This window comes from Mucilaginibacter sp. P5_A6 (assembly GCF_056400585.1).
On sequence record NZ_JBFUKZ010000008.1, the window covers coordinates 1 to 14,037 of the forward strand.

At 42.3% G+C, this 14,037-nt stretch carries 13 protein-coding genes; 3 read left to right on the forward strand and 10 right to left on the reverse strand.

The window, feature by feature from the left end; genetic code table 11:
- Positions 1-464: 464 nt before the first annotated feature.
- On the reverse strand, positions 465-1,016 hold the full coding sequence (locus tag AC1DO4_RS10230) for a DUF922 domain-containing protein (protein ID WP_477415440.1): 552 nt from the start codon (positions 1,014-1,016) through the stop codon (positions 465-467).
- Positions 1,017-1,036: 20 nt separating this feature from the next.
- Entirely contained in the window at positions 1,037-1,975 is a 939-nt protein-coding gene (locus AC1DO4_RS10235; RefSeq protein WP_477401191.1) for an SPFH domain-containing protein, read from the reverse strand.
- A gap of 94 nt (positions 1,976-2,069) precedes the next feature.
- Between AC1DO4_RS10235 and AC1DO4_RS10240 the strand changes: the two genes are divergently transcribed.
- The gene (locus AC1DO4_RS10240; RefSeq protein ID WP_477401190.1) at positions 2,070-2,255 is read left to right on the forward strand and encodes a hypothetical protein; all 186 of its coding nucleotides are present in this window, start codon (positions 2,070-2,072) and stop codon (positions 2,253-2,255) included.
- Here AC1DO4_RS10240 and AC1DO4_RS10245 read toward each other — a convergent pair whose 3' ends face one another.
- From AC1DO4_RS10245 to AC1DO4_RS10265, 5 genes are read right to left on the reverse strand one after another with little or no spacing between them, the layout of a single operon-like run.
- Positions 2,256-3,095: a maleylpyruvate isomerase N-terminal domain-containing protein gene (locus AC1DO4_RS10245; RefSeq protein WP_477415442.1), complete on the reverse strand. Its 840-nt coding sequence runs from the start codon at positions 3,093-3,095 to the stop codon at positions 2,256-2,258.
- Positions 3,096-3,127: 32 nt separating this feature from the next.
- A complete protein-coding gene (locus tag AC1DO4_RS10250) occupies positions 3,128-3,631 on the reverse strand; it encodes a shikimate kinase (protein ID WP_477415444.1) in 504 nt (167 codons plus the stop codon).
- Positions 3,632-3,638: 7 nt separating this feature from the next.
- A complete protein-coding gene (locus AC1DO4_RS10255; RefSeq protein WP_477415446.1) occupies positions 3,639-4,697 on the reverse strand; it encodes an ABC transporter permease in 1,059 nt (352 codons plus the stop codon).
- A gap of 3 nt (positions 4,698-4,700) precedes the next feature.
- A complete protein-coding gene (locus tag AC1DO4_RS10260) occupies positions 4,701-5,852 on the reverse strand; it encodes a BT_3928 family protein (RefSeq protein ID WP_477415448.1) in 1,152 nt (383 codons plus the stop codon).
- A gap of 1 nt (position 5,853) precedes the next feature.
- On the reverse strand, positions 5,854-6,333 hold the full coding sequence (locus AC1DO4_RS10265; protein WP_477401185.1) for a DUF1599 domain-containing protein: 480 nt from the start codon (positions 6,331-6,333) through the stop codon (positions 5,854-5,856).
- Between the two features lie 183 nt (positions 6,334-6,516).
- Here AC1DO4_RS10265 and folP point away from each other — a divergent pair, with 183 nt between their 5' ends.
- Both folP and AC1DO4_RS10275 read left to right on the forward strand, forming a co-directional pair.
- Positions 6,517-7,374 (forward strand): dihydropteroate synthase, encoded by an 858-nt coding sequence (gene folP / locus AC1DO4_RS10270; RefSeq protein WP_477415450.1) that lies wholly within the window; start codon positions 6,517-6,519, stop codon positions 7,372-7,374.
- A gap of 139 nt (positions 7,375-7,513) precedes the next feature.
- The gene (locus tag AC1DO4_RS10275) at positions 7,514-10,411 is read left to right on the forward strand and encodes a DEAD/DEAH box helicase (protein WP_477415452.1); all 2,898 of its coding nucleotides are present in this window, start codon (positions 7,514-7,516) and stop codon (positions 10,409-10,411) included.
- Positions 10,412-10,675: 264 nt separating this feature from the next.
- On the opposite strand, the gene AC1DO4_RS10280 is transcribed toward AC1DO4_RS10275, so the two are convergent.
- From AC1DO4_RS10280 to AC1DO4_RS10290, 3 genes are all read right to left on the reverse strand, one after another.
- Entirely contained in the window at positions 10,676-11,932 is a 1,257-nt protein-coding gene (locus AC1DO4_RS10280; protein WP_477415455.1) for a pyridoxal phosphate-dependent aminotransferase, read from the reverse strand.
- Positions 11,933-12,092: 160 nt separating this feature from the next.
- On the reverse strand, positions 12,093-12,827 hold the full coding sequence (locus AC1DO4_RS10285; protein WP_477401180.1) for an acyl-CoA desaturase: 735 nt from the start codon (positions 12,825-12,827) through the stop codon (positions 12,093-12,095).
- Between the two features lie 162 nt (positions 12,828-12,989).
- Complete coding sequence (locus AC1DO4_RS10290) at positions 12,990-14,009, reverse strand: LLM class flavin-dependent oxidoreductase (RefSeq protein ID WP_477415457.1); 1,020 nt, start codon at positions 14,007-14,009, stop codon at positions 12,990-12,992.
- Positions 14,010-14,037: the final 28 nt, after the last annotated feature.

Consider the following 14,037-nt stretch of genomic DNA (forward strand, 5'->3'; position numbering starts at 1 on the left):
GGGGTTAACTCTGGTGTTGATGCTAAAAAAGTGAAAGTAAAAGGCTTTGGTGAAACCAACCCTATTGCTGATAACTCAACCGAAGAAGGACGTGTATTAAACCGTCGCGTTCAGTTCAAACAAAAATAATTTTTAATAAAAAATATTATTTGCGAAGGCTCCGGATAACCCGGAGCCTTTTTTGCTTTTACACAATTTAACCGGATTTATGAATTTTAGCAGTGGGTGGACAAAGGAATCGCTTTTAAAGCTGGTGCATCTATAGTAGTTTTACAATAAAACGATAAGGATTGAGACAAAAAAGATAAAATCTGGGTTGAAATATGTAATCCAAAAGTCGCCGACTAATATCATTAAGTATGAATAGCAGAGGGGCACCTGGGAGAAAAGGGACAGCTACAGATGAGCTATTGCTATTTACGGGCATGTCATCTGATTCACAATATGCCCAGGAGAAGGAATTTCTATTCCTCTGGGATATATTCTAACCTTTTTTGAAAATACAAATCCCAGCTGTTCTGCTGCTGACGATTGGTCATGTGTTGAGTATCTTCATCATAATCAGCGTTAAGCTTCTTATACCTGGCATCAATACGATTAAAGAGTTCCATGGCCTCATACCTGTAATTACGGCTAAAGCGGCTTTGCCCTATTTGCCGCAGCAATTCCTGCTGCTCCAGGTAGGCTATCAAATAATGCCCCTGCTCATGCTTTAAAACTTCGGCCATCATTTCCCGGGACGTCACCCTGCCCCTATCAAGCCATGACAGGTTATTATTGAGCGCAAGATTTACTATGGCATTCAATATATAACTTCCGTTTCGGTTACTTACCTCGTATTTGAAATTAATAGTGCAATTGGTATAAGCAACCACTCCCCTGGCATTTGCCCGCGGTGAACCTAAAAAATCATTAACAGTTAACTGGTGATATTGCTGATACTGCTGCCCTTTTGCCTTGTTAATTCCTAAAAACACGGCGATTACGCCAATCAACATCACAAATCCTTTTTTCATTCAAATACAGGTTAAAACTTTCACTTTTTGACATTGTCGGCATGTAAAAGGTTTAAGGCCATCATTTCTTTTAACGTACGTTGCATGGCTTCGGTTGAGCCATCAAGGAATATCACATTCCCTTTTGAGTTTTCAGAGAAGTGTTTGATAGATTCTGTCCACATGGTAAATAAAATTACCGAGGTATCCATATTGGCACCTGCCATTTCTTTAGCAGCTACGGTCATACCGCGGGCCACCTCCTCGCGGAACAGAGCAATACCCTGACCCCGCAGTTGTGCGGCTTCACGTTCGGCCTGCGCCGAGATTTTGATGGCATTACCTTCGGCCTCCGCAGCTTTTGTCTTGGTGATCAGCAGGGCCTGACCTTCATTTTCGGCAGCGGCTTTCAGGTTGTTTGATGCAACTACCTGGCTCATTGATTTCATGATAACATCATCAAAAGTAATATCATTCAGTTGCAAGTCCTGCAGGTGATAACCCCAGCCTTCGAGTATTACATCTAACTGTTCTTTTACATGTTCCACAATATCTCGCCTTAATATCAACACCTCACTTTGGCGTTTGGTGGCTACAAAGGCCCGGATAGATCCTTCAACGGTACGAATAAGCGCCTGCATTAGGTTACGGTCATCAACAAATTTAAAGGCTACGTTCTTGATGGTTTCTTCCTGCTGATCAAGTACCGAGTACAACAGCATCGCTTTAAAATAAACATTGGCCTGATCATAAGTTACTGCCTGGAACTCCAGTTCGACAGAACGATTCTGTATTGATATTTTGGAATAGATATTTTCAATAAATGGCAATTTAAAATTCAACCCCGGTGTAAGTATCCGGCGATACTTACCGAATACGGTAATTACCACTATTGTGCCCTGTTTTACAGACACAAAGGATGATAAAATTATGATCAATAAAATAAATACGATAACAATTGTGATGATTTGACCAGTCATAAGCAGTATTATTAATTAAATAAATATAAGGTAAATTATTGGTGTGCTATTTGTTTTTATATAAAATGCTTAATAAAAACAGCGCAAAATTATCATGAACCTAAAACGTACTTTCGGAGCCATACTTACTGTGCTTGGTATTATCGGCTTAATTTATACGGGCATTGGAGTTATAAATCACAGTGGCCAGGCCACCACATTGGTAGTAGTGGGTATTATATCCATCCTATTTTTCTTCACCGGCATCAGCCTGGTGCGCACTACTAAAGATGAAGTGTAATTAAGCCATTACAGATACCATTTTAAGCACCTGCCCGGCCAGTTCGGCATCACCCAACATTATTACTTTATCCCTGATCTCATCCGGGCGGATGCTTTTTGAAAACAATTTCCAGGACATTTCGGGCGGAATACTAACCGTGGCTGCAAAGTCATTTGAAACCATATCTTTCAATAAAGTCCATTTATCTTCCATTTTTTGCAGGTACCAGTCGCCGCCAATGTTGGTACTAATGGTAATTTTAATCACCGTACCGATTGGGGCGTCAATATCTTTAAAAGTATAGGGTAATGCTCTAAAAAAAGTATCAATACATGGATAAAATAACTCTTTGGTCATGATGCCATCCCGGCTGGTGGCTTCCCTGATTTGTTGCTGATGGTGCCACTTTTCGGTGTACTCGCGCGCAAGGTGCATCCAGTTTAAACTTTCAGATTCACCAGCCCAATCAACAGGGAATATTGCAGGGTCATTAAGATTTAAGGATTGGTGATAAGTGGTGGATAAATGGCCGGTGGCTTTGTGAAGGATTATCAAAACATCCGGACTAATCCTTTTTGATGCTTTTATCCAATCGGCATTTAACATATTGAGCCAGCTAACCAGGTCTGCATATGAATTGATAGCAGGTGGCTGTTCGCCAAAATACTTATCCCTTTGAATGGATAACGCGCGGATATTACCATCTAATAAATGCGATACTACATCCTTTACTTTCCAGGCTTTAGCTACGGTTTGTTTGTTCCAATCATCCGGACTAAGTGATTCAAGCAGCTCAATTAGCTTATCATCTAATGGCTTAAAAAGATGTTTTACCGCTATGATTTCATTCGTCATCATGGCATATATTATTTGCTTACAATAACAATAGCTTATGAAGAGGTTATCACATCCTCCAGCTTCTCAACCGACAAATCAATACCATCAACATGATGATGAGCCTGCAGGTAAAAATTTTCGCGCTCCGCCAATTTGCCGGCAATAAACTCAACCAATTCATTACCCTTTTTTCCCTGAAGCACCGGGCGGATAGTTTTACTGCCCTCCAGCCTGTCGGCTAATGTTTTGGGCGATAATTTAATATAGAGGGTCTTGCCGTTGGCATTCATCCAACTCATATTATCAAAAAAACAAGGCAGACCGCCACCAGTTGATACGACCGCATTTTCAGGGTATTCGGTTTGCTTCAGTATATCCGATTCCATCTTACGGAAAGCATCCTCTCCAAAACTCGAAAAATACTCGGCTATGCTCATGCCGATATTCTCTTCCAGCACATGATCAAGATCAATAAATTCGTAGCCCAATTTGGCAGCCAGTTTACGGCCCCAGGTGGTTTTGCCACAACCCATAAACCCGACTAAAAAATATTTCATAATAATATCAGCTTAATTTTACCCGCGGATCAATCCAAACATAAATAATATCTACCAAAATACTAATCACTACAAAAATAAACGCAATGAAAAGGATGGAGCCCATCACAACGGGGAAATCGGACATTTCGAGGGCATCAACTGTGGCCTTACCCAAGCCATTATAACCAAAAATGTATTCTACAAAAAAAGAACCCGCCAGCAGCGACGCAAACCAATTGGCTATAGCGGTAATAACCGGGTTCAGCGCATTTTTTAACGCATGTCTGTAAATAATAGCGCGATTACTCAAGCCCTTTGCTTTAGCGGTGCGAATATAGTCCTGCCCCAAAACGTCGAGCATAGCATTGCGTGTAAGCTGCACAATAATGGCCAGCGGACGCAAGCCCAAAGTAACCATGGGTAGTATTAAATTTTTCAGGCTTATAACTTCGCCTTTGAAAGGATCATAACTATACAAACTTCCTGACATATTAAGGCCGGTATACTTACTCAACTCAAAGCCAAAGATCCACGCTATGATAATTCCTGCGAAAAATGACGGTGCTGATATCCCCAAAGTAGAGAATGCTATGGCCAGCTTGTCTATCCACGTATCTTTATGTACAGCACTCAGCACCCCTAAAAATACACCTATAACAATGGCAAATATCATTGCGGTAGTTGCCAGTACCAGCGTATTGGGGATAACCTCTAAAAGCAGCGTAGTAACATCCTTGCGCGTTTGGTAAGATCGGCGCAGGTAAGGCCATTTCAAAGCAACCACTTTGGCTTTACTTACCCCAAACAGTTTTACATAGTGATATCGCTGCTGCTCATCCTTAGTATTCAGGTGGATCCCAACCGGCGAAAGATCATTCAGATAATATGCAAACTGTACGGGCTTTGATTTATCCAGGCCAAACTCCTTGCGCACTGCTTGTAATGATTGCACATCGGCACGTTGCCCCTGGGTCATCCGGGCAGGATCAACAGGCAGAATATTGAACAAAAAGAAAACTACCAGCACCACACCCAGCATAACTGCCAGTCCGTAAAGTAATTTGCGGATGAGGTAGCTGATCATGATTTATTGCTTTTGAAAATAATTTTTAACCAGGTCGTCATATTTAGGTGCCGAGTGATAATGCCACTTATTAACAATCACTCCCCCCTTCAACAAGATCACTCCCGGATTGGAGCGGATCATGGTTTTAAGCGGCACGCCATCGGCATAAAAAATTTCACTTATGAGTTTGTGTGCCTTGGCAAAAGCCTGGGCACTTTGCGCCGAATTGGATGTTAACAAAATGGTACGGATATTATAATTTTCTGTCGCGTTTATGGCCAGCGCGTTTAAGCGGTTTATTGCCTCACCATTGGTTTTATCCAAATCATAGGCTACTATAATGATGGTATAAAACGGACTTGCAAGCAGTTCCTTGGTAAAGTCGTTCCGCTGTGCGTCCTGGATAGAAAGGTCCCGTATTTTAGGCTCGTATCCCTTTTTAACCAGGCGATTTTCGGGATCGCCTATCACTTCCCAATTCGCATCCTGCCAAATATTGGTACTCAGGTATTCCTTATCGGTCATCACCTTAGTTTCTTTGGTTTTTTTATTTTTAAGGTGATAGGTAAGTACAAACACATCCTTCGGCGCATTTGGCGGCGTATCCATTTCCGCCGGGATATTAGCGCCGATTTTATAAGGTAAAAAATCAACTATCGGCAAAAAATTGTAAGTATACAACCCAAAACCTACCGAAACAATCGCTGCGCCTATGAGCCATTTATCACCGGCATTAGCACTAAATAAAGGTTTTATTTTAGTCCGGTTTACAAAAAGCACAGCCACCAATATCAGCAAAACCATATCCTTACTAAAGGATTGCCATGGCGTAAGCGGGATAGCATCGCCAAAACAGCCACAGGTTTGCACCACCTTAAAAAATGCCGAATAAAAGGTTAAAAAGCCAAAAAAGATGATGAGCAGCAGCAATCCCCAGGCAACTTTTACCGCGCGTGCGCCAATAAGCAGGGCAAAACCAAGCAGCATTTCTAATGCGCAAAGCAAAATAGCAATGGTGAGCGCGAGGTTGTTGAGGAACATGATATGGAAAACCTCAAAATATTCTTCCAGCTTGTAGGAGAAACCCAATGGGTCGTTCGCTTTTATGAGGCCCGAAAATATAAACAGTAAGCCTACTGCTATCCTGCAAAACCAAATAAGGCCATTCTTCATGTTATAATCCCAATTTTATGAGTGCAAATACTGCATAGTTCAGCATGTCCTGGTAATTGGCCTTTACACCTTCTGATGCTTCGGTAAGGCCTTTATTATCTTCAATTTGTTTTACACGCAGCAGCTTCATAAGTATCAGATCGGTTAAGGAACTGATGCGCATATCGCGCCAGGCTTCGCCATAATCATGGTTTTTGGCAAACATCAGTTCTTTTGTTTCCAGTACTTTTTCGTCAAATAATCGCTCCACATGTTCAACAGCCAATTCCGTTGGGGTATCGGCTGTACTATCAAGCTGCATCATGGCTATAACACAATAGTTAACAATGCCTATGTATTCGCCGGTAATATCTTCTCCAACTTTCGAGATCTTTTTTTCTTCGAGTGTGCGGATGCGTTGTGCTTTAATAAAAATCTGGTCGGTAATAGATTGCGGACGAAGGATGCGCCAGGCGGTGCCATAGTCGCGGGTCTTCTTCATAAAAAGTCCCTTACAATTGTTTATTACGGAGTCGTATTCTGCTGATGTGTTCAATTTAGCTGTTGTAATGTTGAAACGATGTAAAGTTGAAATGTTTAATTTACGAAGCAATGCACCAGCTGCAAAGTTAAGTAACTTTACAACATTAAAACATTTCAACCTTTTAACATTACACCAAACAAAGTGGTTAAAGATACATTTTTTCGTAAAAAAGTTACCCTAAATGCCGGGGGCAAACTAATTGATCTATCCACCCCAAAAGTGATGGGCATTATTAACATTACACCCGACTCGTTTTATGCCGGCAGTCGCAAACCCCATGTTGATGAGGCGCTGCAACAGGCAGAAAAAATGCTGACAGATGGCGCCGCCTTTTTAGACCTTGGTGCATACTCGTCGCGCCCGGGCGCAGATGACATTTCTGCTCCCGAAGAAACCGACCGCCTGCTACCTGTTGTTGAGGTAATTGCAAAAACTTTTCCCGATGCCGTTTTATCTATAGATACCTTTCGCGCGAAGGTTGCAGAGGCAGCTATTAAAGCGGGAGCTCATATAATTAATGATATATCGGGCGGTGCGTTAGATGCCGACATGTTTAATACCGTAGCCCGTTTGCAGGTACCCTTTATTTTAATGCACATGAAAGGAACTCCGCAAAACATGACCCAAATGGCGCATTATGATGATGTTTTTGATGAAGTGCTTGGTTATTTTGTTTCTAAATATCAGCAATTAAAGCAACTGGGGGTTCATGATGTGATCATTGATCCCGGCTTTGGCTTTGCTAAAAAACAGGAGCATAATTATACGCTGATACGCCGTTTGCAGGAATTCGATATTTTAGGTCTGCCGCTATTAGCCGGTATTTCCCGCAAGAAAATGATATATGGCCTGCTGGGCGGTACCGCCGCCGAAGCCCTGAACGGCACTTCGGTTTTAAATACCATTGCCTTAAGCAAGGGAGCCAATATTTTAAGGGTGCACGATGTAAAGGAGGCCGTTGAAGCGATAAAGATATGGGAGGTTGTTAGTAACTACTGATGCGTTATCATCCTTCATTAATCAACTCCCTTCCTTTAATCCATAATAAAAAACACAAAATATTTTCAATTACAGCAAATTCTCATTACGTTTGAATTTTTTGTTGATGTAACTTCTCTAAATTTTTTATCAGAAGTTAATGCTACGAGTCGACAGTACCAAACCATGCCAGATAATTTATGCCATTGCACGGCATGATTTCCTCGGCTATGTTATTGAGCCCCACATCGTTCAGCTTAACCCAAACGGCGAATTTTCATTAACCCACCAGCGTTTATTTTCCAATACAGCTAAAGAATTTATCCATTGTATTGATGAGGTCGACCTGAAGCTTATTAAGATATTGGAGGAGATGGAACAGGGCAACGTGATCAAAAAGTTTTACAAAAAGCCCATTCGTCCGTTCGAGTTCTTCTCAAAAATATTTACTGAGCAACTATTTGATACCATTCGCCCTAAACTGGAGAAACGCATGGCCGAAGCCCTGAACCTGCTATGCAATAAACAGGTGTACCAGATGAGCAAGGAAGGCTACCCTGGCGAGCGAAAGCTGCAGATAGCTACCGAGCCTGCTTCGGTGCTGTTCCATTTCAGGCGTAATGAGGAGGAGATCAGGTATTTCCCTACCATCAAATACCAGGGCCTGCGCATTGAGTTCATGTTTAAAAATGCCGAGATCATTTGCAACCATCCGGCCTGGATGCTGCTGGATGATACACTGTATTATTTTGATAAGGAGATAGAAGGTAAAAAACTGGTTCCCTTTCTTAATAAGCGTTTCATTGCCATTCCCAGGTCATCTGAACAATCATACTTTGAAAAATTTGTTGCCCCACTGATAGAAAAACATAATGTTTATGCCGAGGGATTTACCATCAACACCGAAAAGTATGATGCCCTGCCGGTGCTAAAGCCTATTTATGTGGAGGGCGGCACCTCGCAATTACAACTGTACTTTAAATACGCGGGCTATATTTTCCCTTATGGCGATGGCAGAACCATATCCGTAAGAATGGAAAAAAATGGGGATGATTACCTGTTCCATCGCATTAAACGTTCTACCACCTGGGAAAAAGGGAAGATGCTCCAGTTAGAGCAACTGGGACTTAAAACAGTATCAACCCTGTTCCAAAACCTGGAAGTTGATAATAAGCACGATGAGGATGCCGATCATTCCTTCTCGGTGTTTGAATGGCTTAATCAGTATCATGATCAATTGATTGAACAAGGGTTTGAAATTGAGCAGCCCGAAGGTCAAAAGCGCTATGTTTTTGGCAACAGCAAGATTGACCTTGAAGTAAAAGAAAATAACGACTGGTTTGACATCCATGCCATTGTATGGTTCGGCCCGTATCGTATCCCGTTTATGCAGCTTAAAAATCATATCCTTAACCATAAAAAGGAATTCATACTGCCATCCGGCGAGATAGCGGTGATACCCGAAAAATGGTTTTCGCAATATGGCAACCTTTTGCACTTTACCGAGGGGGGTAATGACCTGAAACTACGCCGCCACCATATAGGCCTTGTAACCGATCTTGCCGAAGGTGAAATGGCCAACGTTGCCATGACCCGCAAGCTGCAAAAACTAAGCAACTTTGAAGAACTGGAAGAGGTAGATATGCCCCTGAACTTTGAAGGCCACCTAAGGCCATATCAAAAAGCCGGTTACAATTGGTTCCACTTTTTAAAGCAATACCATTTTGGCGGCTGCCTTGCCGATGATATGGGTTTGGGTAAAACCATACAAACCCTTGCCCTGCTGCAAAAGCATAAGGAATTTACAGAGGCCGAAGGCAGCAAAAGCACCTCCCTGGTGATCATGCCCACGTCGCTTATTTATAACTGGCTTAACGAGGCAAAAAAGTTTGCCCCGCAGTTAAGGCTCATGGTACATACCGGTACGCTGCGTTACCGGTCTGCAGATGTATTTGCCAATTATGATGTGGTGATTACTACCTATGGCATCAGCCGGATAGACATCGATATGTTTAAGGGCTACTTTTTTGATTATGTGATACTGGATGAAAGCCAGAACATCAAAAACCCATCTTCAAAATCGTTCCAGGCGGTTAAACAACTTAAATCGCGCTTTAAACTGATATTGAGCGGTACACCGGTAGAAAACTCGGTGAATGACCTGTGGACACAGATGTCGTTCATTAATCCCGGGCTGCTGGGGAATCAACAGTTTTTCCAGAACGAGTTTGTTTCGCCTATAGAAAAGAAAAAGGATGAAGATAAAGCCCGCAAACTGCAGGCCCTGATAAAACCATTTGTTTTACGCCGTACCAAAGAGCAGGTAGCCACCGAGTTGCCGCCAAAAACCGAGAACCTTTTTTATTGCCAGATGAGCGAAGAACAGGCATCGGTTTATGAAAAAGTGAAATCAGAGTATCGCAACGAATTATTGAAAAGCCTGGAGGATGGCACATTTGCCAAAACCCAGATACAGGTTTTACAGGGTTTGATTAAACTAAGACAGATAGCCAATCACCCTATCATGATTGATAAGGATTACGAGGGTGACAGCGGCAAATTTGAGGATGTGGTGCATACCCTGGCCAACGTGCTGGATGGCGGACATAAGGTGCTTATTTTCTCTCAATTTGTAAAACAGCTTGCCATTTACCGCGAACATTTTGATATGGAAGGCGTACCCTATGTTTATTTGGATGGCAGTACCCAAAACCGCGGCGATGTAGTAAAACAGTTCCAGGAAGATGTAAAAACGAGAGTATTCCTGATCTCGATAAAAGCCGGCGGCGTAGGTCTTAACCTTACCGAGGCTGATTACGTTTTCATCCTCGACCCATGGTGGAACCCGGCAGTGGAACAACAGGCTATTGACCGTACACATCGCATAGGCCAAACCAAAAACGTTTTCATCTATAAATTTATCACCAAAGATTCTGTTGAGGAAAAGATATTGGCTTTGCAACAACGCAAGCTAAGCCTAAGCCGTGCACTTATTACAACCGAGGAGAGCTTTATCAAGTCGCTTTCTGTGGATGATATTAAGGAGATATTGGGGTAGAAAATACTTAATAATACGAGTTCCTCGCAATGACATACTATACAGAGTGGACCCGCACAGTTCGCGATTGCCGCGCTGCGCTACCCATGACGTATTAGGCTTTCAAGGTGTAAAGGCCTGTCAGTCTGAGCCTGTCGAAGACTCGTGCGGAGGGGCCTTTGCCCGCTATGCTTCGACAGGCTCAGCATGACAGCCCTTTAGTAACGTCATTCCCCCTTCAGAGTCCACGGATTTTACCACAATGACATCATAATTGATGGCTATCTACTTCAATTTCCCCAACGCTTCTTTAATCCTTGGTATCATTTGCTGAATATCTTCCAGCGTGATTGCACCTACCGATGCACGGAACCAGTTAACCGAATGATCGGTACCGAATGCTGAAAAAGGCACTAAAGCTACTTTGGCTTCTTTGATAAGGTAGAAATTTATGTCTGCAGAATCGTTCAAAACCGTTCCGTCGGGTGTGGTTTTGCCTGTATAATCTATTTTAAGCGTAAGATAAATGGCCCCCATCGGGATAATAGAATCAACATTAAAACCTTCGGCTTTAAGTGCCTGGAAACCTTCGTGCAGTGTATTCAGGCTTGCCTGGATCTTTTCTTTTAAATCATCTAAATAAGTATCAACAGCCGCTGCATTCTTTATAAAGTGAGCCATGGCGACCTGCTCGGCCTTTGGCGACCATGCACCCATGTGGCCTACTATGGCTTTCATGTTATCAATAATGTTTGCCGGGCCAAAACCCCAACCCACGCGTACACCAGTGGAGGCAAAACATTTGGATGCACCGTCAATAAACACAGTATAGTCTCTAAGTTCCGGGCGAAGGGTAACCGGATCATAGTGTTTAAAATCGCCAAAAGTTAATTGCGAATAGATCTGATCGTACAGCAAATACAATGGTTTTTCGCCAGCTGCCCGGGTTTTGTTTTCGGCAATCACGAGGTCGCAAATTTCTTCCAGGTCCTTTTTATTGAACATGGTGCCGGTTGGGTTCAGCGGTGAGCAAAGGGCAAGTAAGGTTGCGCCTTTTAAATGCGGACGAATTTCATCCGCCGTAGGCATAAAATTATTTTCGGGCCTGGTTTCAATAATTATTGCTTCGGCACAGGTAAGATCGCTGTAATGATTATTGTTCCATGAAGGTGCCGGAAAAACCACTTTATCGCCCGGATCAACTAATGCCAGAAAGGTTGAATAAATAAGCGGGCGTGAGCCACCCGAAATCAATATTTCGTTAGCCTTATAGTTGAGCCCCATCCTGCTGCTCAAAAACACCGAAACGCTTTCGCGCAGGTTTAACATCCCATCGGCAGGTGGATAGTTAGTTTGGTTATGGTTATAGGCATCTACAATGCCGGCCTTTAAATCGGCAGGTATAGGATAAATGTTGGAGTCGAAATCACCAATGGTTAAATTAGCGATATTCTGGCCTTGTCGTTTTAATTCGTTTATCTCGCCGGCAATCTTGATGATCTCGGACCCGTGTAAATTTTGAGCTAATAAAGAAACACTCATGTTGTGAATTTTATGAGCGGCAAATATAGGGGGAAAAGCTGAAAGCCAAAGGCTCAAAGCAGAAAGCTTTCAAAACAAAAAGCGATGGAATCATGATAACTCCATCGCCTTATATAGTTTGTATTTTGCTTTCTGCTTTTAGCTTTCTGCCTTCAGCTACTTACAAATATGCTTTCCTTAACCTGATTATATGCATCCAGTGCATCATTTTCATAACGGGATAAACCGGGTCGATCTCGAACCATTTTGCGCCGAAATTTGCACGGTTGGGGCGTTTGTGGTGATTGTTCTGGAACAATTCGCCAAGCATTAAAAAATCAAATGGGGTTGTATTTTTTGATTTATCGCCGTTATCAAAGTTGGCATAACCATATTTATGACCACACCAGTTAACAATAGCGCCATGGATAGGCCCCATTAAAAAGTGGATAGGAATCAATAGATACATCCACCATTGGGTAGCAAAAACAACGTAAAAAGCAATGTATAATATACCAAAAGCAATGCGCGATACCATTGATGAACCAATATAATCAATAGTGCGCCACTCCGGAATATTTCCTTTAAAACGCGCTTCGGGCTCTATTAGCTTTCTCTCGTGCATGCGGTAACTTTTAGCAGTGTAAACCATCATTTGGAAAACATCCTTAAAAAAATGCGGAGAATGTGGATCTTTTTCGGTGTCACTATAAGCATGATGCTCGCGGTGCATAATAGCATAAGCACGCGGATTTAAAAATGATGAGCCCTGGCAAATAAAAGTTAACAGGTAAAATGTTCCCTCAAAAAACTTATTGGTAGTGAACATTTTGTGAGATGCATACCTGTGTAAAAAGAACGTTTGGAAAAATAGCGACAGGAACCAGTGCGCTATGAAGAATATTATTATTACCACTGAATTAGAATAATTAGAAAATGAATTGTTATTTATAATCTTTCCAAAGATACGATTAAAACCGATAAAAAGTTTTTGTGCAATATGTTTGACGTGAATTTTACATGAAGAAAGGCTGAATCTATTTAAATAACAGCCTTTTTTCTATGAAATAATTTTTTGTTATGATTGCTGTAATTCAAATTGGCGGGCAAGTAATCTGTAGGATTGCAGCCTGTCGTCAAAATTTTCGGTGATAGTTACCGCCATAATTTCATCAATACCATAATCATCTGCCAGCCAGGTTAGTTTCAATTTTATTTCGGATGGTGTACCGGTAATTACCCGGTAGCGGTTATAGCGGATACGCTCCTGGTCATGTGCAGAATATACTTCGTCCTTTACGTCATCGTAACTTAAAGGCAAAATCGGACCGCCTTTTTCAAACTGCAGGAAACGGTGATCCATTACGGCCTGGTGTTGCTTAATTTTTTCCTCATCTTCGGAGCAAAAAACAAATATGGCTACATTTACCACCGGCTGCGCAAGGTCATCAGATGGTTGAAAACGCTCCCTGTATAATTTAACATTCTGCGGTCCGCCATTGGGGTTTATGAAATGGGCAAAGGAAAAGCCCATGCCAAAATGCGCTGCAAATAAACCGCTTTGCCCGCTGGAGCTTAGCAACCATTGAGCAGGTACGGTTTTAACCTGCGGTATAGCCCTTATTTTAGCCTGTATGGTACCGGGCTCATAAGTATCATGGAAATAGTTATTTAAATCGACCAGCTGCTCCACAAAATCCTGTTCCTTAAACTGGTTAGATGGATTTAATACCGATGCTGTAATACGATCGGTACCCGGTGCGCGCCCCATCCCCAGATCAATACGGCCCGGAAACAAGGCTTCCAGCATCCTGAAGTTTTCGGCAACCTTTAAAGTACTATGATTAGGCATCATGATACCGCCAGAGCCAATCCGCATCTTTTGGGTTTGCCCCGCCAGGTGGGCTATCAATACTTCGGGAGTTGAGCCGGCTAAACTCCCGGTGTTATGGTGTTCGGATACCCAATAACGGGTATATCCTAATTCATCGGCAAGTTTTGCCAGTTGTATAGTCTCTTTTACAGCGAGCTCGGCGGTGGCGCCTTTTCTAACCGGCGACTGATCGAGCACACTTAAGCGAATTTTCTTTGTATCCATATTATATATCAACACAAAAATAAGCATA

Bases quoted from the DNA above. Each gene is read 5' to 3' on its own strand.
- AC1DO4_RS10230 (WP_477415440.1), bottom strand. From the start codon at position 1,016: ATGAAAAAAGGATTTGTGATGTTGATTGGCGTAATCGCCGTGTTTTTA.
- AC1DO4_RS10235 (WP_477401191.1), bottom strand. From the start codon at position 1,975: ATGACTGGTCAAATCATCACAATTGTTATCGTATTTATTTTATTGATC.
- AC1DO4_RS10240 (WP_477401190.1), top strand. From the start codon at position 2,070: ATGAACCTAAAACGTACTTTCGGAGCCATACTTACTGTGCTTGGTATT.
- AC1DO4_RS10245 (WP_477415442.1), bottom strand. From the start codon at position 3,095: ATGATGACGAATGAAATCATAGCGGTAAAACATCTTTTTAAGCCATTA.
- AC1DO4_RS10250 (WP_477415444.1), bottom strand. From the start codon at position 3,631: ATGAAATATTTTTTAGTCGGGTTTATGGGTTGTGGCAAAACCACCTGG.
- AC1DO4_RS10255 (WP_477415446.1), bottom strand. From the start codon at position 4,697: ATGATCAGCTACCTCATCCGCAAATTACTTTACGGACTGGCAGTTATG.
- AC1DO4_RS10260 (WP_477415448.1), bottom strand. From the start codon at position 5,852: ATGAAGAATGGCCTTATTTGGTTTTGCAGGATAGCAGTAGGCTTACTG.
- AC1DO4_RS10265 (WP_477401185.1), bottom strand. From the start codon at position 6,333: ATGAAGAAGACCCGCGACTATGGCACCGCCTGGCGCATCCTTCGTCCG.
- AC1DO4_RS10275 (WP_477415452.1), top strand. From the start codon at position 7,514: ATGCTACGAGTCGACAGTACCAAACCATGCCAGATAATTTATGCCATT.
- AC1DO4_RS10280 (WP_477415455.1), bottom strand. From the start codon at position 11,932: ATGAGTGTTTCTTTATTAGCTCAAAATTTACACGGGTCCGAGATCATC.
- AC1DO4_RS10290 (WP_477415457.1), bottom strand. From the start codon at position 14,009: ATGGATACAAAGAAAATTCGCTTAAGTGTGCTCGATCAGTCGCCGGTT.